At 68.4% G+C, this 24,245-nt stretch carries 19 protein-coding genes and 1 pseudogene; 5 read left to right on the forward strand and 15 right to left on the reverse strand.

Translation table 11 applies throughout. The features are described 5' to 3' along the window. The 4 genes and pseudogenes from TF1_RS14075 to TF1_RS14090 all read right to left on the reverse strand — a co-directional run. Positions 1-1,952, reverse strand: a pseudogene (locus tag TF1_RS14075) (NAD-glutamate dehydrogenase); the annotation flags it as partial. A gap of 424 nt (positions 1,953-2,376) precedes the next feature. After that, the gene (locus TF1_RS14080) at positions 2,377-3,114 is read right to left on the reverse strand and encodes an HAD family hydrolase (protein WP_011292905.1); all 738 of its coding nucleotides are present in this window, start codon (positions 3,112-3,114) and stop codon (positions 2,377-2,379) included. A 134-nt stretch (positions 3,115-3,248) separates the two neighbouring features. Then, positions 3,249-3,701: a DUF6912 family protein gene (locus tag TF1_RS14085; RefSeq protein WP_011292906.1), complete on the reverse strand. Its 453-nt coding sequence runs from the start codon at positions 3,699-3,701 to the stop codon at positions 3,249-3,251. 79 nt (positions 3,702-3,780) lie between these two features. After that, the gene (locus tag TF1_RS14090) at positions 3,781-4,437 is read right to left on the reverse strand and encodes an HAD family hydrolase (protein ID WP_011292907.1); all 657 of its coding nucleotides are present in this window, start codon (positions 4,435-4,437) and stop codon (positions 3,781-3,783) included. Between the two features lie 122 nt (positions 4,438-4,559). On the opposite strand from TF1_RS14090, the gene TF1_RS14095 reads away from it, so the two are divergent. After that, positions 4,560-5,756, forward strand: coding sequence for an acyl-CoA dehydrogenase family protein (locus TF1_RS14095; protein ID WP_016189162.1), 1,197 nt, complete (start codon positions 4,560-4,562; stop codon positions 5,754-5,756). Positions 5,757-5,819: 63 nt separating this feature from the next. Here TF1_RS14095 and TF1_RS14100 read toward each other — a convergent pair whose 3' ends face one another. The 11 genes from TF1_RS14100 to mtrA all read right to left on the reverse strand — a co-directional run bounded on the left by TF1_RS14100 (position 5,820) and on the right by mtrA (position 19,751). After that, positions 5,820-7,478, reverse strand: coding sequence for a glycoside hydrolase family 3 protein (locus TF1_RS14100; RefSeq protein ID WP_061783973.1), 1,659 nt, complete (start codon positions 7,476-7,478; stop codon positions 5,820-5,822). Between the two features lie 81 nt (positions 7,479-7,559). Continuing rightward, positions 7,560-7,823: an HPr family phosphocarrier protein gene (locus TF1_RS14105; protein ID WP_061783974.1), complete on the reverse strand. Its 264-nt coding sequence runs from the start codon at positions 7,821-7,823 to the stop codon at positions 7,560-7,562. After that, positions 7,820-8,533 carry an HAD family hydrolase gene (locus TF1_RS14110; protein ID WP_016189163.1) on the reverse strand — a complete coding sequence of 238 codons (714 nt, stop codon included), beginning with the start codon at positions 8,531-8,533 and terminating at the stop codon, positions 7,820-7,822. The genes TF1_RS14105 and TF1_RS14110 overlap by 4 nt, the downstream gene beginning before the upstream one ends. Next, positions 8,524-8,973 carry a PTS sugar transporter subunit IIA gene (locus TF1_RS14115; protein ID WP_011292912.1) on the reverse strand — a complete coding sequence of 150 codons (450 nt, stop codon included), beginning with the start codon at positions 8,971-8,973 and terminating at the stop codon, positions 8,524-8,526. Before TF1_RS14115 ends, TF1_RS14110 begins: the two co-directional genes overlap by 10 nt. 269 nt (positions 8,974-9,242) lie before the next feature. Then, positions 9,243-12,149, reverse strand: coding sequence for a preprotein translocase subunit SecA (gene secA / locus TF1_RS14120; protein ID WP_011292913.1), 2,907 nt, complete (start codon positions 12,147-12,149; stop codon positions 9,243-9,245). A gap of 136 nt (positions 12,150-12,285) precedes the next feature. After that, on the reverse strand, positions 12,286-13,014 hold the full coding sequence (locus TF1_RS14125; protein ID WP_011292914.1) for a response regulator: 729 nt from the start codon (positions 13,012-13,014) through the stop codon (positions 12,286-12,288). Positions 13,015-13,229: 215 nt separating this feature from the next. Then, positions 13,230-13,910, reverse strand: coding sequence for a ribosome hibernation-promoting factor, HPF/YfiA family (gene hpf / locus TF1_RS14130; RefSeq protein WP_011292915.1), 681 nt, complete (start codon positions 13,908-13,910; stop codon positions 13,230-13,232). A gap of 637 nt (positions 13,911-14,547) precedes the next feature. Then, on the reverse strand, positions 14,548-15,366 hold the full coding sequence (locus tag TF1_RS14135) for a ComF family protein (RefSeq protein ID WP_061783975.1): 819 nt from the start codon (positions 15,364-15,366) through the stop codon (positions 14,548-14,550). Positions 15,367-15,435: 69 nt separating this feature from the next. After that, positions 15,436-17,316 (reverse strand): LpqB family beta-propeller domain-containing protein, encoded by a 1,881-nt coding sequence (locus TF1_RS14140; protein ID WP_011292917.1) that lies wholly within the window; start codon positions 17,314-17,316, stop codon positions 15,436-15,438. After that, positions 17,313-19,052 (reverse strand): MtrAB system histidine kinase MtrB, encoded by a 1,740-nt coding sequence (gene mtrB / locus TF1_RS14145; RefSeq protein ID WP_011292918.1) that lies wholly within the window; start codon positions 19,050-19,052, stop codon positions 17,313-17,315. Before mtrB ends, TF1_RS14140 begins: the two co-directional genes overlap by 4 nt. A 21-nt stretch (positions 19,053-19,073) precedes the next feature. Then, entirely contained in the window at positions 19,074-19,751 is a 678-nt protein-coding gene (gene mtrA / locus TF1_RS14150) for an MtrAB system response regulator MtrA (protein WP_011292919.1), read from the reverse strand. Between the two features lie 612 nt (positions 19,752-20,363). Here mtrA and TF1_RS14155 point away from each other — a divergent pair. The 4 genes from TF1_RS14155 to TF1_RS14170 are packed head-to-tail and all read left to right on the forward strand — an operon-like array spanning position 20,364 to position 24,221. Beyond that, the gene (locus TF1_RS14155; RefSeq protein WP_152436266.1) at positions 20,364-21,485 is read left to right on the forward strand and encodes a hypothetical protein; all 1,122 of its coding nucleotides are present in this window, start codon (positions 20,364-20,366) and stop codon (positions 21,483-21,485) included. Next, entirely contained in the window at positions 21,485-22,096 is a 612-nt protein-coding gene (locus TF1_RS14160) for a DUF4129 domain-containing protein (RefSeq protein ID WP_011292921.1), read from the forward strand. Before TF1_RS14155 ends, TF1_RS14160 begins: the two co-directional genes overlap by 1 nt. Beyond that, on the forward strand, positions 22,093-23,241 hold the full coding sequence (locus TF1_RS14165) for a DUF4350 domain-containing protein (RefSeq protein WP_011292922.1): 1,149 nt from the start codon (positions 22,093-22,095) through the stop codon (positions 23,239-23,241). Before TF1_RS14160 ends, TF1_RS14165 begins: the two co-directional genes overlap by 4 nt. Next, entirely contained in the window at positions 23,238-24,221 is a 984-nt protein-coding gene (locus tag TF1_RS14170; protein ID WP_011292923.1) for an AAA family ATPase, read from the forward strand. The genes TF1_RS14165 and TF1_RS14170 overlap by 4 nt, the downstream gene beginning before the upstream one ends. The last annotated feature ends 24 nt before the right edge of the window (positions 24,222-24,245 follow it).

The following is a 24,245-nucleotide window of genomic DNA, read 5'->3' on the forward strand; positions in this document are numbered from 1 at the left end:
TCGAGCCGTCCCTGCCACAGCGCGACAAAAGCCTCTTCGAACAGGCCTGCCACCTGCTCTATCTCCGCGGAGTCGAGCGGGGGGTTGACGAGGCCGAAGTCGTAGATCCACGCGAATTCGCGCTTCCCGTCCCCATCTGCTTCGCGTTCGAAGCCGTAGGGCCACTCGTCGACGATCTCCAGTCCCATGTGCTCGAGCAGCGGAAGGACTTGGGAGAGCGTGATCGGGCTGCCGCTCCGGTAGACCTTGCACCGCCACTCGCCGGGCAGGACCCCTTCGGAGCGGTAGAGCCGGACTTTGATGTCGTCGGGGCCGAGCTGGTCGAGGCAGGCGATGTCGTCGACCGCGACGGAGGCCGGGACGTCGACCTTGTAGCTCTCGCTGATCGTGGCGAGGTAGGTGTCCAGCAGCTCTTGGGCGCGTTCAGGGCCGAAGCGGGCGGTCAGCTCGGCGGCGAAGTCGTCGTTCCAGGAGCGGATGACGCGGGCGACTTCGGCTTCGAGCTTGTCCTGGTCCACTCCGGCGAGTTCGGTGCCCCGCCCCGCGCGGACCACGATGTGCAGGCGGGCGAGCGGGGAGGCGCCCACCATCACGCTGTGGTCCATGTCGGCGCCGTGGAATGCCCGGGAGAGCACCTCCTGCACGGCCTGCTGCACCTTGGTGGTGTAGCGGTCGCGCGGCATGTAGATCAAGCAGGACACGTACCGGCCGTAGGGGTCGCGGCGGAGGAAGAGCCGGGTGCCGAGGCGTTCCCGGAGCCGCAGCACGCCCAAGATGACCTTCTGGACTTCCTCCACTGACATCTGGAACAGCTCTTCGCGGGGGAAGTCCGCCAGGAGTTCGATGGCTTCGCGGCCGTCGTAGCTGTCGGGGGCGAAGCCGGCGCGGCTCAGGAGTTCGTCCTGTTTCCGGGACAGGATCGGGATCTGGCTGATGGGGCTTGCCTCGGCTTCGCGGGTGTAGAGGCCGAGGAAGCGGTGTTCGCCGACGACCCGGCCCTGGTCGTCGAACTTCTTGACGCCGATGTAGTCCAGGTACTTGGGCTGGTAGACGGTGGAGCGGGAGTTGGCTTTGGTGAGGACCAGCACGTGGGGTTCGCGAGCTTTGCGCTGGCCTTCGGGGGGAAGCGGGCGGACGGTGGGCCCGTCCTGCGGGTCCATGCGCAGCAGCCCCAGGCCGGTGCCGAGGACGGCGCGCAGCCCTTCAGCCCCGCTCTCATCGGTGTCCAACTGGTATTCCCGGTAGCCCAGGAAGATGAAGTGCTGGTCGGTCAGCCAGCGCAGGAACTCCGCGCTCTCGGTGATCTCCTCTTTGGCGACCCCGCCCGCAACGAGGGCGGCAGCGGATTCGGTCACCTGGTCGGCCAGGCGGAGGGCGGTGTGCCGCATCCGCGCGCTGTCTTCGTTGACCTGCCGGACGTCGGTGAGGACCTGGGTGAGGTCGTCGGCGAGCTCCTGACGGGCGGCCTCTTCCGTGCGGCGGTCGATTTCGATGCGGATCCACGACTCTTCGCAGGGCCGGAGGGTAGCGTCCTCCGGGTCGATCTCGACGATGGCGCCGAGGGTGTCGCGTTCCACCCGGAGCTGGGGGTGGATGATCGACCGCGCGCTGATCCCGCGCTCTGCCAGGCGCATGGTCACCGAGCTGACGAGGAAGGGGGTGTCGTCGGTGACGATCTCGACGACGCTGTGGTCGGCGTCTTCCGGGCTGCGGACCCGGACCTTGGTGCGCCCTTCCGGGCGGCGGGCGCCGAGGTCCCAGTGGTCGAGAGCGTGCCGGACGAGCTGGTCGGGGTGGCGTTCGGTGAGTTCCTCGGGGTTGGCGTGCCGGTAGTACCGGTGGAGGAACCGCCGGAACCGGTCGGTGTCGACCGGCAGCGGGTGGGACTGGGACCATTGGCTGACGGCGTCGTCAAGGAGCTGCGTCCTGACGGCGTCGGGCTGCCCTGACATGTGCGATCTCACTCCTTTGTGAGTCGTCGGGGGTGGTAGGCCGCGGTGCTCGCGGTACCGCGCACTCTACTGTGACATTGTGTGACAGATGCGAGAGGAGCTCACAACCGTTTCCAGATGAGGCTCCGGGCTCACCAGCCCAGGAAGTACCCACAGAGGCGTGACCGGACTCCGTTGTCCGGTTAACTCTGTGTTGCACGTCGTACACAGGGACAGGACGTGCGCCTTCGGTCAACGGTGCGCTTCTCTCGCCAGTGACTGCCAGTCTCAGAACCTACTCGTCGTCCACCACAGAAAAACTGGACAAAATGGATAAAGCCGTCCGCTAGTGCGCTGGTGAACGGCTCATATCCACTCTCTGACAGTACCCCGAGGCGTCCCGTTCCGGGGGGAATTCCGCGGGTTCTCCTCGTCCCCGGGGTCCTCAGTCCTCACTCGTCGCGGCGCGGATCGCGGCCACCAGCGCGGCCGGATCGGTGAGGTCGTCCAGGATGTGCTCAGCACCGGCCGCCCGCAGCTGGGACTCGGTGGAGGACCCGCTGACGACGGCGATCGGCTGCACCCGGCCGATCCGGGCCGCCTCCACATCACGCACCGACTCGGTGATGTACACGGTCTGGGACTCGGGGAAGGCTCGGCCGTAGGCCTCTTCCGCCCGCATCCGGGTGAACTGGATCAGGCTGGCCTTGGGATAGTTCTCCGACCCGTAGCCGCCGATGCTCAAATCGAGGCAGCTGTCCAGTCCGAAGGCGGCGAGCTTCGCCTTGGCGTTGCTCCGGATCGTGCCGGTGACCACCGTCTGCACGGTGTCCGGCAGCCGCATGACCGCGTTGAGCGCGTCCAGCGCCCCCGGCATCATCCGGCCTCGGACGGCGAGCTGGTCGCTGTGCCGGGCGAACGCCTCCCCCAGTTCTTTGGTGAAGCGCGGCAGCAGCGTTTCATCCGTGTCGTCGACGTCGTTGCGCGCCAGGAAGTCGAAGAACAGCTCCGAATCGGTCCGCCCCGCCGTCGGCGCGAGGTACACCAACGGTACGCCGGTCACCTTCTCGAACGCCTCGGCATAGGCCGCGCGCGTCACCTGGGCGACGTCGACAAGGGTGAGGTCGATGTTCCACAACACCAGACGGCTGATGGGAAGCTCCTTTACGCAGGGAAACGGCACTGATGTTCCATACGGGCCCCATTCTGCCGCACCCTCCCGACTTCCCGTCGGGGCATTCTTCCCGTTCCCCGCTGCAGCGGGCCCGCTCAGGCGGCTGGCGCCCTGGGGGGATGGTGCCGCGCGGGGAGCCGGGGCTATGCGGTCGTGGGGTCTTCCAGGAGATAGCGCAGCTCCTGGGTGGCGTACCAGAGGAGTTCGTGCTCCTCGGTCCGCCCGGCTTTGATGTCCGGGGCCGCGGCCTCGTCGTCGATATGCGCGGAGGCGATGCGTTTGAGCGGCACCACCCCGTCGATGCGGACCTGCCCGGGCGTCTCCGCCTCCGCCACAGGGTGCACGATGCGCTCGGGCAGCTCGGCCGCGATCACGACCCGGCGGGCCGGGGCCTCGGGGTCTGCGGCGAGCATCCGCAGGGATGCGTCCGCGGCCATGCTCATCGCGGCGTATTCCAGTTCTTCCTCGTCGTCAGTGCCCACGGCGGCGCGCAGGGCGGGGGTGACGGCGTACGCGGTGTACGGCGCGTCGCGGAACCCTCCGTCCGCCAAGGCCGAGGCGAGCGTGGTGAACGTAGCGGGCAGATAGATGCGCATGTGCTTGTGTCCCCAACGTGGTGTGCGGTCCGCTGTTCCCTGTCACGGGCTGGACGAGCTGCGGTGCGGCAGGGGCCGCTCACAGCAGGGAGGCGAGGCTGATCCCGCAGGCCTCCTCGAGCTGTGCCCGCGTCTCCGCGGGGTCGCGGTGCACGATACCGGTCATCCCCAGGTCGACCGCGGCCGCGACGTTGCGCTCCACGTCATCGACGAAGACGCACTCCTCGGCTTCCAGGCCCACCAGCTCCAGGGCGTAGTGGAAGATCTCCGGTTCGGGTTTGCGCATGCCCACTTCCCCGGAGATGACCACGCCGTCGAAGGTTTCGGCGAACCGCTCCCGCGGGTAGACGTTGCCCCAGGAGTTGGAGAGCAGGCAGGTGCGTATGCCCTGGCTGCGTGCCGCGCGCAGGGCCGCGTACATCTCCTCTACCGGCTCGAATCCGGCGAACATGCGCGCGATCAGCCCTTCCGCGGGGACTGGGCCGCCGTCGACCAGCCGGAGCCGCGCGGCGAGCATCCGTTCGAACTCGGCAGGGTCCACTTCGCCGCGTTCCAGGGCGTGCACTGGGCTGCGCGCCCCCTCGTGGTAGGCAGCGTGCACCCAGGTGCGCATGACCTCCCGGTAGGCAGCGCGGTCGATCCGCTCCTGCTCCAGCCAGGCCGCAATGGTCTCCGGGAGCGGAGAGGTCAGCACTCCGCCCCAGTCGATGATGATTCCCCTGCGGTTGCGGGACATTTCGCCTCCATCTCCCCGAACTACGGGCGATGTTAGTTCCCCGAGCCGTCTTCGCTAAATCCTCGGGGCCCACCACCGCACCCCAAGGTACCGACCGGTCGGTCTAGTGCGATACTCGTGTCATGGACTTCGAACTCAGCCCCAAGGCCAAGGACTACCTGGCCAACCTCCAGGAGTTCATGGACGAACACGTCTACCCGGCGGAGCCCGTCTACCACGCCTGGCGCCAGCAGGCGGGCCCCGACAACCATGAACTCCCGCCCATCATGGAAGACCTCAAAGCCGAGGCCCGCCGCCGCGGCCTGTGGAACCTGTTCCTCCCGGACGTCAGCGGGCTCAGCGTCCTCGACTACGCTCCCCTCGCTGAGCTCAGCGGCCGCTCCAGCCTCGCCCCGCAGGCGATGAACTGCTCCGCCCCGGACACCGGGAACATGGAGGTGCTGCACATGTTCGGCACCCCCGAGCAGAAGAAGCGGTGGCTGGAACCGCTGCTGGACGGCAGGATCCGCTCGGCCTTCGCGATGACCGAGCCCGACGTCGCCTCCTCCGACGCCACCAACATCCGCACCTCGATCGTGCGCGACGGCGACGAGTACGTGATCAACGGGCGGAAATGGTGGATCAGCGGGGCGGCCGACCCGCGCTGCGAGATCTTCATCGTCATGGGGAAGACCAACCCCGACGCGGACCTCCACCGGCAGCAGTCCATGATCCTGGTCCCCCGCGACACCCCCGGGGTCAAAGTGCTGCGCTCCCTGCCCGTCTTCGGCTACCAGGACCAGGAAGGCCACTGCGAAGTCGAATTCGACAACGTCCGGGTCCCCGCCGAGAACCTCATCGCGAACGAAGGCGACGGCTTCATGATCGCCCAGGCCCGCCTCGGCCCCGGCCGAGTCCACCACTGCATGCGGGCCCTCGGCAAAGCAGAGCGCGCCCTCGAACTGATGGTGCGCCGTGCCACCAGCCGGGTCGCCTTCGGCAAGCCCTTGTCCGAGCAGGGCATCGTCCAAGCACACATCGCCGAGTCGCGGCTGGAGATCGAGCAGGCGCGCCTGCTCGTCCTCAAGACCGCGTGGATGATCGACCGGTACGGGGCGAAAGCCGCACGCAACGAAATCGCCGCGATCAAAGTGGTGGCGCCCCGCGTGGCCGCGGCCGTCATCGACCGCGCCATCCAAGTCCACGGCGGCGCCGGGGTCAGCGACGTGGTGCCGCTCGCGGAAATGTACGCCGGAGCGCGCGCCATGCGCATCTTCGATGGCCCCGACGAAGTCCACCTGCGCTCGCTGGCCCGCCGCGAGATCAAACGGCACTCCTGATCGCGACCACGCCGAGGTCCCCGCCCCAGCGGGAGACCTCGGCGTCCGCGTGTCTGCGCAGGCTCAGTAGCTCAAGCCGTCCCCGAAGCCCAGTTCGGTGCCGGGGATGTCCACGGGCAGCCGGCCGGAAGGGGACACCTCCCCGGCAACCACCCGGGCCGCGGCAACGCGGGACACCTCCATCGTGGAGTAGACCGCGAGAAACGCGTCGACGTCCGGCAGCACACTGAGGTCGTAGGGGGTGCCTTGGGCGACGACCACCACCGGGGCTCCCGACGCCTGGGCGCGGGCCACCAGGCGCTGCTGCTCGGCGTCGCCGCGTGCCCCGTCCGTGCCGACCACCACCGCATCAGCACCGCTCAGGGAATCCGTCACCGTGAGCCCGAGGTCGGCCAGGGCCGCACCGATCTCCTCGGCCCCCACCCCGAGGGCGTGCACCGTTGCGGTGCGCGCCAACGGCAGCACGCCGTTGGTGTTGCGAAGCAGGGTCACTGAAGCGTCCGCGACCCGCTGGGCTGCCTCGTGGTGCTCCGGCTGCGTAGCGACCTGTGCTGCCTGCTCCGCGTCAGCCGGCGCCGCGTCGAACAGGCCGCGGCGCAGTTTCAACCGCAGGATCCGCAGCACCGACTCGTCCAGACGCTCCTCGCTGATCCGCCCCTCTTCCACGGCGGACAGCACCGCAGAGTAGGCGAGGTCCACATCGGGCGGCATCAGCAACTGGTCGGCCCCGGCGAGGACCGCGCGCACCGCCACCTCGCCGTCGTCGTGTGTCTGGCGGACCCCCTCCATGTTGAGCGCGTCCGTGGTGACCACGCCGTCATAGCCGAGCTCCTCACGCAGCACCCCGGTGATGAGGTGCGGAGAAAGCGTGGCGGGCTCCTCGGCGTCACCCAGCTGCGGCATGAGCACGTGCGCGGTCATCACCATGTCGACTCCGGCGTCGACGAGCCGCTGGAACGGCGGCAGGTCGACCCGTTCCCACTCGTCGCGGCTCTTGTCGATCACGGGCAGCCCTGTGTGGCTGTCCACATCGGTGTCGCCGTGGCCGGGGAAGTGCTTAGCGACCGCCACCACCCCGCCGTCTTGGAAAGCCGCCACCTCGGCGGCGGCCAGCTCCCCGACAAGCTCCGGGTCCGAACTGAACGAGCGGATCCCGATCACCGGGTTGTCCGCGTTGACGTTGACGTCCGCTACCGGCGCGTAGTCGAGATTGATCCCCACCGCGGCCAACTGCTCCGCGGTCGCCGCTGCCAGCTCCCGGGCCAGTTCCGGGTCGCGGGCCGCGCCCAACGCCATCGCGTCGGGGAAACGGGCACCGAACGGGAGCCGCGACACCAGTCCCTGCTCCTCGTCCACCCCGAGGAACAGCGGAATCCCCGCCCCCGTGCCGGTGGCACGCTCTTGCAGCCCGTTGGACATGGCAGCCACCTGCTCGGGAGTCTCCAAGTTCTCGGGGAAGTAGATGAACCCGCCTGGGTGGTAGCGCTCGATCACCTCGGCGTTCTCCTCGGCCGTGGTGCCGGAGAGTACGGGGACCAGCAGCTGTCCCACTTTCTCTTCCAGGCTCATCTCCGCGAGCAGCGCTGCCGCCTGAGCGTCCACGTCAGCGGGGTCGGATATCTGGGTGGTGCGCTCCCCCGGGCGGGGTGCGCTCCCCCCGCCGCAGGCGGTTGTGAACAGCAGAACGGTTGCACCGGCCAGCACAGGCAGACGTCGAAACATGGGCACGCTTTCACAGACTAAGGATGACGACGCGTCGTTCTCCGGGCCGCGGTCGCGGTCGGCAGCGCCGGGACAGACCCGTCACGGCGTAGCGGCGATCTCGGCGAGACGGTCCAGCAGCTCTTCGGCCCCCTCGCCCTCCGCGGTGATCACGATCTCCTCCCCGGAGCGCACCCCCAGCGCCAGCACCGCCAGCATGCTCGTCGCCGGCACGCTCGCCCCGCTGGGACGGGCAATGCGCACCTCCCCGTCGAACTCGGAGGCCGCCGTAACGAACCGCGCCGCGGGCCGGGCATGCAGTCCCACGGGGGAAGCCACGGTGACCCGGCGTTCCGCGCGGCTCACCCTTGACCTGCCAGAGCAGTCTGGGGCGGCTCCGGATCCCGCAAAACCAACTGCGGCCAGCCCACCTGTCCCAGATGCTCCACGACGAGATGGGCGTGGGCCAGCGCCTGCGGCGGATGCGTCGTCGTGACTCCGACGACCCGCATCCCCGCGTTGCGCCCCGCCATGATCCCCGCCGGGGTGTCCTCGAACACCACGATGTGCTCGGGGCCGTAGCCGACAAGCTCGGCTCCGCTGAGATACCCCTCAGGGTGCGGTTTGCCGACCGTGACATCGTCCGCAGAGATGATCCCGCGGAACATGTCGCGGACCCCCAGCCATTCCAGGGTGCTTTCTGCCCACTGCCGCCCGGCCGAGGTCACCAACGCAAACGGCACTCCCTGGGCGTGTAGGTACTTCAGAAACGCCACGGACTCGGGCAGCTGCTCCACCGGGGGCAGGTCCGGATCCTGGCCGTAGCGCCAGCGGTCAGCGAAGATGTCCTCCACGGACTCGCCCGGGAACAGGTGGGCGAGCTCGTTGATCACGTCTTCGCCGCGCCGCCCCATGAACTTGCGCAGCAGCGCCTCGTCCGGTTCGACCCCGCGGTCCTGGAGCACCCTGGCCCACACCGCCACACTCCGCGGTTCGCTGTTGATGAGAGTTCCGTCGAGGTCGAACAGGGCCGCGCGCGGCGTCGCCCACTCACTCTCGGTTGTCCTCAAGCCCATCGGAATAGCAATTCTCCTCGTTTGACCTCTCCGCTCACCGGACGCGAAATGACGTCGCCGTCCGCGTCCAAAGCCACGATTGGCACGATCGGGGAGATTCCACTCGCTACGACCTCGGCCGGATTCCACCTGATCAGCGGCTGTCCCGCGGTGACCTCGTCGCCCTGGGCGGCAAGGAGCTCAAACCCTCGGATCAGGGGGAGCCGGACCGTGTTCATGCCCAGGTGTACCAGGACCCCCTTGCCGTCCGCACTCTGCACTACGAACGCGTGCGGGTGGAAACTGACGATCCGGCCGGTGATCGGAGCAACCGCCTCTTGCACCTCCTTGCGGGGGTCGATCGCGGTCCCCGGGCCCACCAACCCTTGGGCGAACATCGGGTCAGGAACTCTGCTGAGTCCCACAGCCACACCCGTCACGGGGGCGAGTACCGCAAGCACGCTCCTACCTCCTTCACCGACCAGGGCGTTGTCGGACGGCGGCAAGCCACCCGGACTCGCGAGGTGCCGTGGGTCACAGGCTGAGCTTAGGACGGAGTGATCGCGATGCCTAGACAGTTGGCAGAAAAACGAATGGCCGTCCTGTGCCAGCTTCCGACGGTCTGGCCCGACCCGGAGTCCGGTATGCGAACTCCGGGTCGGGCCAGACTATCCGCACATAACCGGCAGCGGTCCCAGGGACGTCCCTGGGACCGCTGCACTGTCAGCCGTCACACACGCGACTTAGGCGCGCCATGGCACTTCTTGTACTTCTTGCCGGAGCCGCAGGGGCAGGGCGCGTTGCGCGGGGTGTTCGCATAGTCCGGACCGGTGTCCTCGGTGCGCTTCTCGACACCGCCGCCCTCACTGGGACCGGAGTACTGCAGCTTCTCGGGCTGCTTCTCCTCCTTGCCCAGCGCGGGGACCACGGCCTGCGCCTTCTTCGCTACGGACTCGGCGTCCTTGTCCTGCGCGGTGTCCTTCGCGGACTCCGCAGCCTCGGCGGACGCAGCGGACTCCTCCGCTTCCTGGGCGTCCTCCGCCTTGTCCTCCGTCTTCTCGGCCTCAGGCGCCACCAGGGGAATCGCGGAGGCCGTGGCCGCCGCGGAAGCCGCAGTGATCTGGGACTCCTGCGGCTGGTTCACCCGGACCTCGACGTTGAACAGGAAGCGGATCGACTCCTCCTTGATGCCTTCGAGCATCTCCTGGAACATGTCGTAGCCTTCCCGCTGGTATTCGATCAGCGGGTTGCGCTGCGCCATGGCACGCAGGCCGATGCCCTCTTGGAGGTAGTCCATCTCGTAGAGGTGCTCCCGCCACTTGCGGTCCATGACCTGGAGGATGACCTGGCGCTCCACCTCGCGCATGGTCTCCTCGCCGATCTCGGCCTCGCGGCGGTCGTAGACCTCGTGGGCGTCCTCCCGGACCCGCTGGCTGATGATGTCCGGGGTCAGCACGCTGATGTCCCCGCCGTTCTCCTCGATGAGCTGGTCGGCGGTGAAGCTCACCGGGAAGATCTGGCTGAAGGCCGTCCACAGGTGTTCGAGGTCCCAGTCCTCCGGGTCGCCTTCGGCGGTCGCCGAGCGGACGTAGGAGTCGAGCACGTCGTCGATCATGCTCCGGACCTGCTCGCGGAGGTCAGCACCTTCCAGCACCTTGCGGCGCTCGGCGTAGATCACCTGGCGCTGCCGGTTGAGGACCTCGTCGTACTTGAGGACGTTCTTGCGGATCTCGAAGTTCTGCTGCTCGAGCTGGCCCTGCGCACTCTGGATGGCCTTGGTGACCATCTTGTGCTCGATCGGCTGGTCGTCAGGCAGGTTCAGCCGGTTCATGATCATCTGAACCCGCTCGCCGTTGAACAGCCGCATCAGGTCGTCGCCGAGCGACAGGTAGAAGCGGGACTTGCCGGGGTCGCCCTGGCGTCCGGCACGACCGCGCAACTGGTTGTCGATCCGCCGGGACTCGTGGCGTTCGGTGCCCAGCACGTACAGGCCGCCGAGCTCAACCACCTTCTGGTGCTCGGCTTCGACTTCCTTCTTGGCCCGCTCCAGCGCCTCCGGCCAGGCCTTCTCGTACTCTTCGGGGGTCTCGAGGGGGGAGAGGCCACGTTCCTGCAGCTCTTCGGCTGCAATGAAATCCGGGTTGCCGCCGAGCATGATGTCGGTACCGCGACCGGCCATGTTGGTGGCCACGGTAACCGCGCCGAGCTTGCCGGCCCGGGCCACGATGGCCGCCTCCCGGGCGTGGTTCTTGGCGTTGAGGACCTCGTGCGGGATCCCGCGCCGCTTGAGCATCTTGCTCAGCAGCTCGGACTTCTCCACGCTAGTCGTACCCACCAGCACCGGCTGGCCCCGCTCGTGGCACTCGGCGATGTCTTCGACAATCGCCTGGAACTTGGCCTCCTCGGTCTTGTAGACCAAGTCCCGCAGATCCTCGCGGATCATGGGCTTGTTGGTGGGGATGGGCACGACACCCAGGTTGTAGGTCTGCTGGAACTCTGCCGCCTCCGTGACCGCCGTACCGGTCATGCCGGCCAGCTTCTCGTAGAGCCGGAAGTAGTTCTGCAGGGTGATCTTGGCGAGAGTCTGGTTCTCTTCCTTGATCTTGACTTTCTCTTTGGCCTCAATGGCCTGGTGCATGCCCTCGTTGTAGCGGCGGCCCCGCAGGATACGGCCGGTGAACTCATCGACGATGAGCACCTCGCCGTCCTTGACGATGTAGTCCCGGTCCCTGCGGTAGAGCTCCTTGGCCTTGATGGCGTTGTGGAGGAAGCTGATCAGCGGAGTGTTGACCGACTCGTAGAGGTTGTCGATCCCCAGCCAGTCCTCGACCTTGGCCACCCCGGCCTCGGTGATGCCGACGGTGCGCTTCTTCTCGTCGACCTCGTAGTCGACGTCGCGGCGCAGCCGCGGGGCGATCTTGGCGAACTCGACGTACCAGCGCGAGTTCTGCTCTGCGGGACCACTGATGATCAGCGGGGTGCGAGCCTCATCAATCAGAATGGAGTCGACCTCGTCGACGATGGCGTAGTGGTGGCCGCGCTGCACGCAGTTGTCGAGCGACCGCGCCATGTTGTCGCGCAGGTAGTCGAAGCCGAACTCGTTGTTGGTGCCGTAGGTGATGTCCGCCTGGTAGGCCTTGCGGCGCGCTGCCGGGGACATCTCCGGGGAGATGACACCAACCTCCATGCCCAGGAACCGGTAGATGCGGCCCATGGTCTCGGCGTCGCGGCGGGCCAGGTAGTCGTTGACGGTGACCACGTGGACGCCCTTACCGGTGAGCGCGTTGAGGTAAACGGGGAGTGTCGCGGTAAGCGTCTTACCCTCACCGGTTTTCATCTCAGCGATATTGCCGAAATGCAGCGCGGCGCCGCCCATGAGCTGCACGTCGAAGTGCCGCTGCCCCAAGGTCCGCTTCGCCGCCTCGCGCACGGTGGCGAAAGCCTCGGGCAGCAGGTCGTCTAGCTCCTCACCGTCCTTAAGCCGCTGCTTGTATTCGTCGGTGAGCGCGCGCAATTCAGCGTCGCTGAGGTCGACGAAATCATCCTCGATGGAGTTGATCTGGTCCTTGAGCTTATTCAGCTTGCGCAGGATTTTGCCTTCGCCTATGCGCAGGACCCTGTCGAGTATGCCTGGCACTTCTAATGCGCTCCTCGCGATCGTGGCCCGCATCCGGAGACGGGATGCATCCATTCCCCGTAGCTCCCATCGTAGGAGAGCCTATGCCCTCCCCAGGAACATCTGCGTACCGCGAAGCGGAGGGCACGGAGCGTGACTATCTGCCACGCTGGCCGATGGGTCCGTCGTCGGTGTCGTCAGCGTCCAGGAATTTTTCCCGGATCGCGTAGACAGCGGCCTCGGTCCTCGAATGCAACTGGAGCTTCTCCAGGATGTTGCGGACGTGGTTTTTGACCGTGTTGTCCGAAATGTAGAGCCGGTCGGCGATGTCACGGTTGTTCAGCCCGCGCGCGACCAGTCGCAGCACCTCGGTTTCCCTCTCGGTCAGCCGGGGGGGTTTCGTGGGCTGGCTCCGTCGGTCTTTTCCTTTCCGGGCCAGCGCCGCGAATTCGTTGATGAGCTTAGTGGCCATCGAGGGGTTGATGAAAGACTGACCTTTGCAGACCGCACGCACCGCCTCGGGAAGCTCCACCACCGAGATCTCTTTGAGGAGGTAGCCGGTCGCACCGGCCTTGATCGCCTCGAAGAGGTCCTCCTCTTCGTCGCTCATCGTGAGCATCACGATCTTGGCGTCGGGGACAGCTTCCTTGATCCCCGCGCACGCAGCGATCCCGCTGCGTTTCGGCATCCGCACATCCAGCAGGACGACATCGGGGCGGAGTTCCTTGGCCCGGGCAACCGCTTCCTCCCCGTCCCCGGCCTCTCCCACCACCTCGATGTCAGGCTCCTCAGCCAGGACGGAGACCAGTCCTCTCCGGAAGAACTCGTGGTCATCAACGACGAGTACCTTGATGGATTCCACTCGGGTGGGGGGAGCCCCGCTCACTGTCTGTGTTCCTTCCTCCCGCGCGGTGGCGTCACACGGGTGTGGGGCGCTCTGCGAACGAGCGCTGCACCGTCGACCCACGACAGACGTGGCTGTGCTCGGTCACGGGCCCAGGGACTCTCGGGATCCCGTTGGAGCGCCGTACCCCACGGTGTGTCGTGCCGAAACCGGGGCTTCGGCACGACACACCGGACGCTATTCAGATGTAGGAAACTTTATTCCATGAGGCGCAGCACGCCATAGTTGAACCCCTTGCGCCGGTAGACCACGCTGGGCAGCCCCTGCTCCTTGTCGCGGAACAGGTAGAAGTCGTGGCCCACCAGCTCCATCTCCAGAAGGGCTTGGTCGATGGTCATGGGTTTGGCGTAGTGGAACTTCTCCCGGACCACCAGGGAACCGCCGCCCTCGGTGTCCAACTCCACGAATTCGTCGGCGAAAGCGCTGTCGACAGCGCTGCCGTCGAACTCCTCTGCCTGGTTCTCCTCGCGGTCCTCGACCACCTGCGGCGGGATGGCTGAGTCGGCCGGAAGGCCGTCGACAGGAAGCTGCGCGGTCGCGGCGGCCACGGAGACGAGCCCTCGGCTTCCCTTGTGCACCTTGCGGCGGTCAGCGAGCTTCCGCAGCCGGGCCTCGACCCGGTCCAGGGCGAGGTCCAAAGCGGTGTAGCGGTCATCTGCGGCGGCCTCGCCTCGGACCACCGGGCCGGAGGAGCGGATGGTCAGCTCCACCCTCTCGCGGTGGTTGGCGAGCCTCGGGTTGCGCTCCTTGGACACCTCCACGTCGACGCTCATCATGTCCTTGCGTTCCCACTTGCGGAGCTTGGCCAGCTTGTGCTCGACGTGCCGCCGGAACTTGTCGCTGACTCCGGTGCGTCGACCTTTGACGATGATGTCCACAAGACCCCCTTCGTCGCGTGGTCGCCTCCAGGGGCGACCAGCTATGCGGTGTGCGCCCCGTTCGCTGTTCGCGTGGGGTTGACCGGTGTCTTCCTCCTCTCCAGCCTCAGCAGCCACAGGCCTTTCTACTTGGGCGTATACCCAGCAGACCCCACGATCATCACCGGTCGTTGGTCCTGTACGCGCAGAGAGAAACTGCAGAAGCGCGGGGCAGGCCGCAGGCCGGGGACCGCGTTAGGTGATCCGGGAACCGCACGTGGACGGATGGACGGGCGCGGCAGGCGCTGCAGCGGCCTTACCGCCCCCACAAACACAAGGGGGCGCCCGTGACGGCGCGCCCCGTGTGGACAGAAAGTGTCACCCGCCCGGCCGACCTGGTCTTCGTCCCCACATCCGCCTGCTGAGGGGCTCGCGGCGCTTGTGCGCCACTACTACCCTTCTCCCTTGTCCGGAGGGCATCGGGCCCTCCCAAGAGGCAGGACTTACCTCTAAGCCGCACCGTGATCAGTCGACGAAAAGTCGCCTTACGTGGGCCGTTTCGCCTGCGGCTGGCATCGGCTTGCCGACCCGGCGTCCCCATTGAGGGCACGCCACGGTCGACGCAACCACGGACCCGGACGGGTGCCATAATGGAACGCTAACCCGAGATCGCCCGGTTGTCAGGTACCGTCTTCCAACGACTTTTCTGAATCTCCCGACACATCGCGTGCGGTGCACCACCGGGAGGCGAACGGGCCGGACCAGCTGTCGCTGTTTGCGACGGGTCCGTCACGACGCGGCAGAGGCGTTCCGCCACTACGGCCGCGCCCGCAACCCGGATCCCCGCCGCAGTGAGCGCGCGAGCCGCCTCCGCCAGCGTGGCCCCCGTGGTGAGCACGTCGTCGACCACCACGACCGCGTCCCCCACCGCGGGACTCTTGCCGGGCCACCGGGCCCGCATAGCCCCGGACAGGTTCGCCCACCGTGCGGCCGCGCCCAGCCCCACCTGGTCCCGGGTCGGGCGGCTGTACCGCAGCGGGCAGACCACCCGCGCCGCCACCCCCTGGGCGCGCAACCGCACTGCTGCGGCCGCGCCCACCGTCCGCACCGGGTCGTAGCCGCGCTTCCGCACCGCGGAGCGCCGCCCCGGCACGGGAACCAGACTGATCCGCTCGGCGGTCGGCGCTGCCGCCCGCACCGCGGCAGCCAGGCCCCGGGACAAAGGTTCCGCCAATGCCCGGTACCCGCCGTTCTTGAACGCCAGCAGGACCGCGCGACCGCGCCCCGTATACGCCCCCGCCGCCCAGACCGGTGGGCAGCCGAACCGGGCCGGGCAGCGCCACGGGCCCCGGTCGACCACTTCCCGGCACGCCGCGCACAGCGGCCCGTCCAGCCCGCCGCATCCGGCGCAGTGCTGCTCCAGCACCAGGTCGGCGAGCGCCGACACCCATTCCGTCAGCACAGAGCACAGGACCATGCCTCCACGGTGCGCCTCCGCGGCGGGATGCAGCACCCCGCACCGCCAGGCTGTGGATAAGGCCGCCGCTTAGCCTGGGTAGACGGGTTTGGTGCCCTCCACTGCCCGCCGCCACATGAGGCGGTCGCTGGACGAGGAGATCGTGTCCTCTTCAGTCCCTGACAGCAGGGGCATTCCCGGGGCCGCGGTAATGGTCTTCATGTCCGATCCGGTCACCGCGCCCGCGCTGGTGGACTCCCCGCTGCCGTTGAGCGACACCAGGTAGGCCTGGATCGCGCCGCGCTCCTTCTGCCCCAGGACCGCCAGCTGGTCGGCACCGCGCCACGACAGGTCGGTGACGGTCACCAAGTCCCGGGCCAGGGGCAGGAAGGCTTGCAGGCTCACCGTCGATTCGCCGTGGACCACGCGGCCCACCAGGACCTGGCCGCCGTCGGCGCCTCCGGTCAGAACCGCCACCCGGGTGCCGTCCCGGGAGACCCGCAGCTCAGTGACGGGAACCCCGGCGAGCTCCGGCGCGTGCACCTCGACCGGGTCCGCATCCTCGGCGAGCAGCCACAGCCGGGTCACCTGGCGCTTCTCTCCGCGGTCCGTTTCCCGGCGCTCCGTGCTCCCCACCGCGGTGTCGCCCGGCTCGGTGTCGTCCGCGAGATCCTCTTCCCGCTCCGCCTCGGCGACTTCCGCGGAAAGGTCCTCCACCACCCACAGGTTGCCGTAGCCGTCCCACGACAGCGAGGTGTAGTCGCCTCCCTGGAGCACGGTCGTATACTCGCCGTCCTCGGCGATCGGAGCGACCCGGACCGAGTCGTCGTCCGGCATGATGCCCGCCACCCGGGTCTCGTCCAGCGAGACCGCGTGCTCCTCCACCAGGATGCGTCCGTGCCCGGCCGCCCCGGGCACGAGAGCCTCCCGCTGGTCGACGTCGAGCGACCACAGTTGGCCGTCCCGCAGGAAGTAGGCGCGCGGCGAACCGGTCATTCCCGCCGGGTTCACCGAGTTCCACTCTTGGCTGCTGGCCTGCAGCACCCCGTCCTCCACTCCGGGGAGCTCCACCTCTTCGCCGTCGAGCCGCAGCGTGAACTCCTGGATCTCGGGGAGCTGTTTGAGGGTCCACACCAGTTGGGCGCCCATGCCGAAGAGCCGGCGGGGGTCGGCGGCCGCGGCCCGGTGGTCGAGGTTCACGGTGACATTGCCCGAGGAGTACTCCACGGTGGCGGTGGTCCCCGCGGGGAACGAGGTGCGCACCGCGGGCGCCAGCCAGTCCGTGGGCCCGTCCAGCAGCATCGTGACCAGCCGCTGGGAGAGCTGCTCCGTGATGTTCACCGCGGAGCTCACCGGCAGGAACACCGGGTCCGGTACCAGGGTGCTCATGTCCCGGTTGAAGTAGTACAGGTTGAGCGGGCGGTACACCCGGTCCACGTCCTGGCGGCTCAGCAGGATGGTGTCGGGCAGGTTCGCGATCCGCCACTCGCCGTCGACCTTGGTCAGGTCGAAGACGACGTCGATCGCTTCTCCCGGTGAGGCGGGCACGTACTGGCCGTCCGGGCGGATCGTGGCGTACAGCGGGGTGCGGACCCGCACCCGTGCCGCGCGCTCCTCCTCGACCGTCTCCACGTCGAAGCGGACCGCATCCATCTCCTCGTAGACGAGCACCCGGTCGCTGGGCTGCCAGACGTCGGCGCACTCCTCGGTCATGTACAGCCGGGCCGCCTCGTGGTTCTCCTCGAAACTGCCCAAGTCCTTGAGGAAGCCGCGGACCAGCGCGTTCTCTCCCCAGCCGGGCTGCGGTCCGGCGGGAAGCAGGCGAGTGAAGGTGTCCACCTGCCCCTGGGCGCCGCCCCCGCGGCCTTCGAAAGTCGGCCCCCCGGTGGGGACAGTGGCACACCCGGCAAGCAGGACAGCGAGACAGGCGGTCGAGACCGCGGCAGCAATCCGGTTCGCCTGTCCGATCACGCTTCCTCCCCCGCGCTTGTTCCTCGCCCGGTCTCCAAGTCGACCTGCTGGCCGCTCAACACCGAAAGGTTTCCCCCTAACGCCATCTCCGGCGGGACCAGCGGCAACGGGGAGCCGCGCAGCTCAGTGCCGGCCACCCGGGGAAGCGACAGCCGGAACTGGGCGCCCTTCCCCGGCCGTCCCCATGCTTGGAGCCAGCCGCCGTGCAGTTGCGCGTCCTCCTTGGCGATCGCCAGGCCGAGCCCGGTTCCCCCCGTAGTGCGGGCCCGAGCGGGATCGGCGCGCCAGAACCGGTCGAAGCACAAGTGCTCTTCGCCTTCCTTGAGGCCGACCCCGAAGTCGCGGACCGCTACCGCCACGGCGTCCCGGTCTGCGGCCGCGGTCACGATGACGTCCTTGCCTTCGCTGTGCTCGATGGCGTTGACGATGAGGTTGCGCAGGATGCGGTTGATCCGGCGGGAGTCGAACTCGGCGGTGCACGGCTCGGTAGGCAGGCGCAGGATCACCTTGATCCCGCGCTTCTCCGCGATCTGTTCGGCTTCCCGGACCGCTTGGAGCACGGAGTCGCGGATGTCGGCGCGTTCCAAAGCCAGCGTGGCGGCGCCGGCGTCGTGCCGGCTGATCTCCAGCAGGTCGTTGAGCAGTTCTTCGAAGCGCTCCAACTGGCTTTGCAGGAGCTCCACGGAGCGCCGCACCGTCGGGTCGAAGCTGTCGCGCTCTTCAAACAGCAGGTCCCCCGCCATGCGGATCGTGGTCAGCGGGGTGCGGAGCTCGTGGGAGACGTCCGAGACGAACTGGCGCTGGACCTTGGACAGCTCCTCCAGCTCCTGGATCTTCTCCTGGAGGCTGCCCGCCATGTCGTTGAACGACACCGCCAGGCGCGCCAAGTCGTCCTCCCCGCGGACTTCCATCCGCTCAGACAGGTCACCGGAGGACAGCTTCTCGGCGGAGCTGGCGGCCTGCCGGACCGGCGTGACCACTTGGCGGGTCACCACGTAGGCGATGGCGGCCAACAGCAGGACCATGACGGAAGCGACGAGCGCCAAGGTCCGCTGCACCAGGTCGAGCATCTGCTGCTCGTGGTCGAGCGGGAACAGGTAGTACAGCTCGTAGGCGCTGGACAACTGGGCGCCCACGGCCAACCCGGGTTCCCGGTTGGGGCCGCGGATGATCTCGGTGTAGCGGCCGTGCTGGGTGTCGCCGTTACTGTTCTGCACTTCCTCGCGGAGCTGTGCGGGAATGCTCGCTTCGCCGACGCCGCCGCTCGCCCGGCCCGTCATGCCGCCCACCGAGGGCAGGATCACCACGTCGTACAACCCGGTGGCACCGCTGCGTGCACTGAGCTCTTCGACGATCTCGTCGAGCTGGCGTTCCGGGTCCTGCTGTCCGCTGTCCTGGAGGATGCCCAGGGCAGCGGTCAGCCCCATGTGGTGGTCGCTGAACGCGGCCTGCTCCTTGGCCTTGAGCAGGTCCGAGCGGACCTGCTGCACCATGAAGAACCCCAGAATCGCGGTGACCAGGACCGAGGCCATCAAGGTGGTGGTGACCACCCGGAGCTGCAGGGAGCGCCGCCACCGCGAGTGCACGGCGGTGACGAGACCGCGGGCCAGCCGCTGGGTCACCACATATCCGGCGCGCAGTGCGTTGCCCATCCGCTGCCACCGTGTGAACGCGGCCTCCCCTTCCAGGGCAGGGGCGGCCGCGTTCGGACTCGGGGCTTGGACGCTGTCCGTCACCGCTTCCGTCCTCAAAAGCCGTCAGGGAGAACCGGCCTTGTATCCGACCCCCCGCACCGTGACCACGATCTCCGGGTGCTCGGGGTCCTTCTCGATCTTGGCGCGGAGCCGTTGGACGTGCACGTTGACCAGGCGGGTGTCCGCGGCGTGCCGGTATCCCCACACCTGCTCCAGGAGGACTTCGCGGGTGAAGACCTGGCGCGGCTTGCGGGCGAGCGCCACGAGCAGGTCGAACTCCAGGGGGGTGAGGTTGATGACCTGGTCGCCGCGGCGGACCGAGTGTCCGGCGACATCGATGGTGATGTCACCGATCTGCAGGATCTCGGGTGCGGGCTCCTCGGTACGGCGCAGCCGAGCCCGGATCCGGGCCACCAGTTCCTTGGGTTTGAACGGTTTGACGATGTAGTCGTCGGCACCGGACTCCAAGCCGAGCACCACGTCCACCGTGTCGCTCTTCGCGGTGAGCATCACGATGGGCACTCCGGACTCGGCGCGGATCTGGCGGCACACATCGATGCCGTCCGCACCGGGAAGCATGAGGTCCAGCAGCACCAGGTCGGGTTTGGTCTCGCGGAAGGCCTCCAGGGCTTTGTCCCCGTCGTGCACGAACGACGGCTCGAAGCCTTCGCCTCTGAGCACGATGCCCAGCATTTCGGCCAGAGCGAGGTCGTCGTCGACGACCAGCACGCGTCCCTTCATCAATTCTCCGGCGTCGGTCGACATCCCTTACTTACTTTGAGGGACGACTCCGGTCCGCCTTCTCCTTTCCGGACACTCGCAAGGGGCAGAACTTCGAAACTCTTCCAGCCGGGCCCCGTCAGCTTGACCGGCCGTCCTTGGGCTGTTGTTTGCGGTGGGACGTCCCGTCAGCATCCCGCATCAGCAGGCGATGAGCTCCGGGCCACTGTGCCCACACTGCCGCCTGTCTGCCGTTCCGTCCAGCGCGGGCCGCTGCGTTCTTTGCGGAAGTCAGGACGTCAGATAACAAAAGCATACAAAACCAGCGGATGTTTGCAGGTCGGACGATACGCGGTCGGGGTCCTCGCCGCGGAATTTCCGGCAGTAGGTTGAGACTCGCATAGCGTGGGAGTGCCGTATCACGGAGGCACACCCGCCTGCACGGTTGCTACAGGAGGTTTCATGTCCGAGGAGGGTCAGCAGTGGCGTGCCCTGGGCGGGGGGTCTTCTCCCGGCCAGCCCCCCGGTCAGGACATTACCCCAGAACACGGTCCCGATGGGGGGCATCACGTTGTCCCGCCTGCTCCGGAAACCTCTTCGCCCGGTCCGTGGGCGGCTCCGGGATCCTCAACCGTGCCTGCTGCCCCGGGGGCGCCTCCTCCGCCGCAGCACGCGCCTCCGTCCGGCCCGGCTGCCCAGCACGGGTGGACACCCCCGTCCGGTCCGGCTGCCCCTCCCCTCTCCGTTCCGACCACCGCCCCGGCTGCCCCTTCCCCCGCTGTGGGGCTGCGCCCGCACTCGCTCGGGGAGCTGCTCAACGGCGGATTCAGCTACCTGCGCGACAATCCGCGGACCGTGCTCGGGCTGAGCTTCCTCGTGGTGGCGCTCACCAGCCTGCTGCCTGCCCTGGGGCTCGCTGACGTCACCGGCGCGTACGCCGACTTCTTCAGCTCGGAAATCGTCAACCCGGAGGACCTGGAACTGTCCGGGACCGCACTAGTGAGTGTCTACCTCGGCGCGCTGCTGCAGTTCCTCGGGAGTGTGCTGCTCTCCGGCCTGCTCAGCACCGTGGTCGCCGCAGCCGTGCTCGGCCGCCGGCTCTCCCTGCGGGAAACCGCCGCGGCGCTGCGCGGCAGTTGGGGCAGCCTGTGGGCACTGGTCGGCTTCTACCTGGGACTCGTGACAGCGGCGGCAATCGTGCTGGTGCTCGGGCTGCTGATCACCAGCGTGCTGCTCGTGCTCCTGCCTCCGCTGGGCTTGCTGCTCTTCCTCCTGTTCTTCGCCGGGTTCATCGCGCTGTTCGGCTGGCTCATGGTGAAGACATCGCTGGCGGTGCCCGCCGCGGTCGTGGAACGGGTGGGGCCGGGGCGCGCGCTGGCCCGCTCCTGGCAGTTGAGCACAGGCAACTTCTGGTGGATCGCCGCAGTGCTCTTCCTCGCTCTCCTGCTTTCCAGCGTGCTCTCCAACGTGCTGTCCACCCCGTTCTCGTTGGCCGCGGTACTCGTCGAAGTCCCCCTCGGCGAGTCGGCGCTGACGTCCGTGCTCGCCGCCCTGCTGTCCTTCCTCGGCCTCCTCGTGACCGGGTGCGTCAGCGAACCGTTTACCGCGGGGGTGACTGCCCTGCTCTACCTGGACGTGCGGATGCGCCGTGAAGGGTTGGACTTGCGGGTGCGGGAAGCAGTGCGGGCCGGCGCCACCCCCGGTCCTGAGCTGCTGGCAGCCACAGTTCCGGCACAGCCGGCGGGCAGGTCGTGATGGTGAGCCGCGAGGAAGGGGCGCGCCTCGCCTGGGAGGAGCTGTCCGACCCCGTCTACGACGAAGCCCGGCCGTCCCTGCTGGACCTCTTTTTCCGCTGGGTGGACCGGTTGCTGGGCGAGCTGCTCGGGGCAGCCCAGACAGCGCTGCCCGGAGGCTGGTGGACCCTGGGAGCGCTGCTCGTCGTCCTCGCCCTGCTCGTCGCTGCGCTCCTGTGGTACCTCCGCCCCGGCCGCGCTGCGCGCCGCGCCGCGGTCCTCGACTCCGCGGGCACGCTGAGCACAGACGAGCAGCGGGCCCTCGCCGACGAGCATGCGGCCCGCGGCGCCTACGCCGAAGCGATCCGGGAACGGCTCCGCGCGGTGGTCCGCGACCTGGAAGACCACGCCGTACTCACCCCGCGGCTGGGGCGTACCGCCACCGAATGGGCGGTGGAGACCTCCGCGGTCTTCCCGGACCAGCGCACCGAACTGCACCGGGTCGCGGCTTTGTTCAACGACGTCTGGTACGGCGACCGCGAAGCCACCGCCGAAGGGTACCGCCTGGTGTGCGCGTTGGATGACACCCTGCGCCGCGCCCTGCCTGCACTACCGTCGGAGTCCGTGTCATGACCGCTCCCTCCACTGCGTTCTCCCCGAGCCTGCGCGACCTGTGGCGGCGGACGCGTGGACCGCTTGCCTTCGTCCTCGCCGCCGTCGGGATCGCGGCGCTCGTGGCGGTGAGCTCCCCCACCCGGCCCGTGGGGCACCTCGACCCGGAGGCGGTCACCGGGCAAGGATCCCGGGCGCTCGCGCAGATCCTGCGGAAGCGGGGCGCTGACGTCACCGTGGCCCGCAGCGTCGACGCAGCGGCCGCCGCAGCGGGACCGGACACGGTCCTCCTCGTGGTGCGCAGCCACGAACTGCGGCCCGACGATGTCGCACGCCTCACAGACCTGCCCGGCGACCAGCTTCTGGTGCAGCCGACCCCGGACCTGCTCGAAGCAGCCGCACCCGGGGTGGAAGTGGCCGCCTCCTCCCTGCCCGCAGAACCGCTCGAACCGGACTGCTCGCTGCAGGCCGCCGTCATGGCGGGAAGCGCCGAACTCGGTGAGACGCTCTACACCGGCGGGTCCCTCGCCTGCTATCCGGGGGAGGAAGGCCATTCCCTCGTGCAGGTGGAAGAGGCGGGGCGCACGATCACCGTGCTGGGCTCCCAGCAGCCGCTGCGCAACGACTCCCTCGCTTTGGAAGGCAACGCGGCGCTGCTCCTCAACCTGCTGGCCGGGCGCGACGTGGTGTGGCTCATCCCCGCGCCCGCTGCGGCGCAGCCCACGGAACTGCACGAGCTGATCCACCCCGGATTCGTGCTGTCCCTGCCTGTGCTGGTGGCCGCGTTCGCGCTGCTGGCGTTCTGGCGCGGCCGACGGCTGGGGCCGCTGGTCGCGGAACGGCTGCCCGTCGTGGTGCGCGCCTCAGAAACCACGGAAGGACGGGCCCGCTTGTACACGTCCCGGCGTGCCCGGGACCGAGCCGCGGCCGCGCTACGATCCGGCGTGGTCGACCGGCTCCGCCCAGTGCTGGGACTCGGCCCTGATGCCGCCCCCGACACGGTAGCGGCGGCTGTCTCCGCCCGCTGCGCCTCCTCCCCTCAGCAGGTGCACGCTCTGCTGTACGGCGAACCGGACGGAGCCGACCCCTTCCTCCGCTCTGACGCGGATCTGGTCCGGCTCGCCGACGAACTCGACCGACTTGAAAGAGAGGTAAGGCAGTCGTGAGCGACGTCCACCCGGGTTCCCAGGCGTCCGCCGATACGGCACGGCAGGCCCTGATCGCGTTGCGGTCCGAGGTCGCCAAAGCCGTCGTAGGCCAGGAAGAGATTGTGACCGGACTGGTCATCGCGCTCCTGTGTCGCGGTCACATCCTCTTGGAGGGCGTGCCGGGCGTAGCCAAAACGCTGCTGGTCCGGGCGGTCGCTGCCGCGCTGTCGCTGGAGTCCCGGCGGGTCCAGTTCACCCCCGACCTGATGCCGGGCGATGTGACCGGGTCCATGGTCTACGACGCGCGGACCGCGAAGTTCGAATTCCGCGAAGGCCCGGTCTTCACCAACCTGCTGCTGGCCGACGAAATCAACCGCACCCCGCCTAAAACCCAGGCGGCGCTCCTGGAAGCGATGGAAGAACGCCAGGTCAGCATGGACGGGCGGACGATGGAGCTGCCCGACCCGTTCGTGGTGGCCGCCACACAGAACCCGGTGGAATACGAGGGCACCTATCCGCTGCCGGAAGCCCAGCTCGACCGCTTCCTGTTGAAGCTGATCGTGCCGCTGCCGGAGCGGGACCAGGAAGTCGAGATGCTCTCCCGGCACGCCGCCGGTTTCGACCCCAGCGACCTGGCCGCGGCCGGGGTGCGTCCGGTGGCGGGGGCCGCCGAGCTCGCTGCTGCCCGCGCAGCAGTGCAGCAGGTCCACGTCTCCCCCCAAGTGCTCGGCTACATCGTGGACCTGTGCCGCGCTACCCGGACGTCCCCCTCGCTGCTGCTCGGCGCCTCCCCGCGCGGGGCGACCGCGCTGCTGCGCACGAGCCGGGCGTGGGCGTGGCTGTCCGGCCGCGACTATGTGACCCCCGACGATGTGAAAGCCCTAGCGAAAGCGACCCTGCGCCACCGGGTCGTGCTCCGCGCCGAAGCGGAGTTGGAGGGGGCGAGCACCGACGGGGTGCTCGACGGCGTGCTGGCGTCGGTGCCGGTCCCCCGCTGACAGCTCATCGGTCGGGCACAACCA

Origin of the sequence: Thermobifida fusca NBRC 14071 = JCM 3263, assembly GCF_001592045.1 — a bacterium.
Lineage (GTDB): Bacteria > Actinomycetota > Actinomycetes > Streptosporangiales > Streptosporangiaceae > Thermobifida > Thermobifida fusca.